General features: G+C 65.6%; 2 protein-coding genes. Both read right to left on the bottom strand.

The window, feature by feature from the left end; all coding sequences use genetic code 11:
- Positions 1-63: 63 nt before the first annotated feature.
- Positions 64-846, bottom strand: a complete 783-nt coding sequence (gene istB / locus AU195_RS22610) for an IS21-like element helper ATPase IstB (RefSeq protein WP_172800689.1) — start codon at positions 844-846, stop codon at positions 64-66.
- Positions 847-848: 2 nt separating this feature from the next.
- Complete coding sequence (gene istA, locus AU195_RS22605) at positions 849-2,090, bottom strand: IS21 family transposase (protein ID WP_013470988.1); 1,242 nt, start codon at positions 2,088-2,090, stop codon at positions 849-851.
- Positions 2,091-2,160 lie beyond the last annotated feature (70 nt).

Raw genomic sequence — 2,160 nt, 5'->3', positions numbered from 1 at the left:
TGTTGACGACGGTCGAAAACTAGGCCAGAAGCGACGGTTGAAAAGTAGGCCACGTGGTCGTGGTTATTGTGCCGTGTTGTCGGCTCTGGCGGAGGGCAAGGTGTCGATCCCAGTGTCCTTGAGCCTGTAGCTGGAACCTTTGAGGGTCAGGACGTCGGCGTGGTGCACGATGCGGTCGATCATCGCGGCCGCGACGACTTGGTCGCCGAATACGTCGCCCCAACGGGCGAAGGGCAGGTTTGAGGTCAGGATCAGCGAGGCGTGTTCGTAGCGGCTGGAGACCAGTTGGAAGAACAGGTTCGCGGCGTCCTGCTCGAAGGGGATGTAGCCGACCTCGTCGACGACGAGCAGCCCGATCCGGCGCAGCTTGGCCAGCTCGGCGGGTAGTCGCCCGGCATTGTGGGCGGCCTTGAGTCGGGCGACCCAGTCCACCGCGGTAGCGAATGCGATGCGGTGCCCGGTCTGGGCGGCTTTGATGGCCAACCCGATGGCCAGGTGGGTCTTGCCGGTGCCCGGCGGCCCCAACAGCACAATGTTGCGGGTCTTGGCCAGGAACGCGCCGGTGCCCAGGTGGGCGATCATGTCCCGGTTGAGAGCGGGTTGGTGATCGAAGTTGAAGTCCTCCAACGACTTGCGGGTCGGAAACCCTGCCGAGCGGATACGGGTCGCCGCACCGGAGGCTTCACGCGCGGCGACCTCCCGGGAAAGCACCGCCGCGAGATACTCTTCGTGAGTCCAGCTGGCATCACGGGCTTGGGCGGCCAGTCGGGCGGCCGAGTCGCGGATACGTGGCGCTTTGAGCGCTTGCGCGTAGTGCAGGACGGCCTTCATCGGATCCTCGGCCATGCTCAGGCCACCTCATCACTGGACGTGACTGCGGCAGTGGTGAAGTCGACACCGAAAGCACGGTCGTAGTCGCTCAGGTCGCGCACCAGCTGATCACCGACCACCGACGGCGGGCCGGCTTGGAACTGGTGACGCAACGCCGCGGCGGTCGCAACGTGGGCCGGGTCGGTCAGGGTTTGTCGCGCCGCCCAACAGCGGCCATGGGTCGCCAACAGGCGCCCGGCCCTACTCACTCTCACCTGAGTCAAGGTGGTGCTCACGTCGACGAGTTGGCCGATCGCATTCGGATCGACGGAGTAGTCGTTGCCGGCCACCCGCACGTAGTAGTCGCGTCCCAGCCGCACCGAAGTCACTGTCTCGACGGTCGGCGACACCGGTGGCAGTGCCAGCATCTGGGCACGGTCGGCGTCGAGGAAGTCGACCGGACGACCATCCAGTACCCGCACCCGACGCCTGTTCGCGACCGGAAGCCATTGCCCCAGTTGATCATTGAAGTCATCGGGTGAGGTGAAGCTGCGCCCGGGCAAAAATGAGGTCTCCAAGTACCGGTTGGCTCGCTCGACCATCCCCTTGGATTCGGGATCATAGGGTTTGAGCTGCACCAGCCGCGAACCCAGCGTACCCATCAGCGCGGTGACCGGATCGGTCAACCGACCCCGGCGTCCTATCCCGGCCTCGTTGTCCCACCACAACTCATGCGGTATCGCAGCGAAACTGCCCGAGAGCAGCTGCCACATCCCGGCCACCAAATCCATCGTCTGACGTGAGGGCAGCATCACCGCGGCGATGAACCGGGAGAACGCGGCCACCATCACCAACACCGGCAGCATCGCCTCCTGGCCGAACCCGACCGCGATCCTGGGTGCCGGGAACCACAGGTCGCACTGCACCACCCGCCCCGGCGGATGCGCCAGCCGGTCGACCGGATCGGCGGGCAGATACTCCGGGCGGATCGCCCGGACCCGCTCCCGAAACCACGAGATCGAACCCGTCCAGCCGACCCGCTCAGCGAGCACCGTCGCCGGCAGCTGCGGATACGTCGATAACAAGGCCCGAATCCCGGGCTCCACGGCGTCGATCGCCGACGGCGACGAGGCCCGCTCGTACTTCGGTGGCCCATCGCAGGCCAGCGCACCGGCCACGGTGTCACGTGCGATGCCGAGTTGCCGCGCGATGGCCCGCTGCGACAAACCCTCACTGCGGTGAAGATGCCGGATCAACGCCCAGTCTTCCAAGGAGATCACCCATCCAATCTGATCGGGTGGCCTACTTTTCAACCGTCGCGACTGGCCGGACTTTCAACCGTCGTCAACA

Source organism: Mycobacterium sp. IS-1496 (assembly GCF_001499995.1).
Lineage (GTDB): Bacteria > Actinomycetota > Actinomycetes > Mycobacteriales > Mycobacteriaceae > Mycobacterium.
Note: the sequence above shows the minus strand (reverse complement) of the source record. Positions and strands in the feature narration are given on the sequence as shown.

Coding starts and splice junctions, on each gene's coding strand:
- istB (WP_172800689.1), bottom strand. CDS start 846: ATGGCCGAGGATCCGATGAAGGCCGTCCTGCACTACGCGCAAGCGCTC.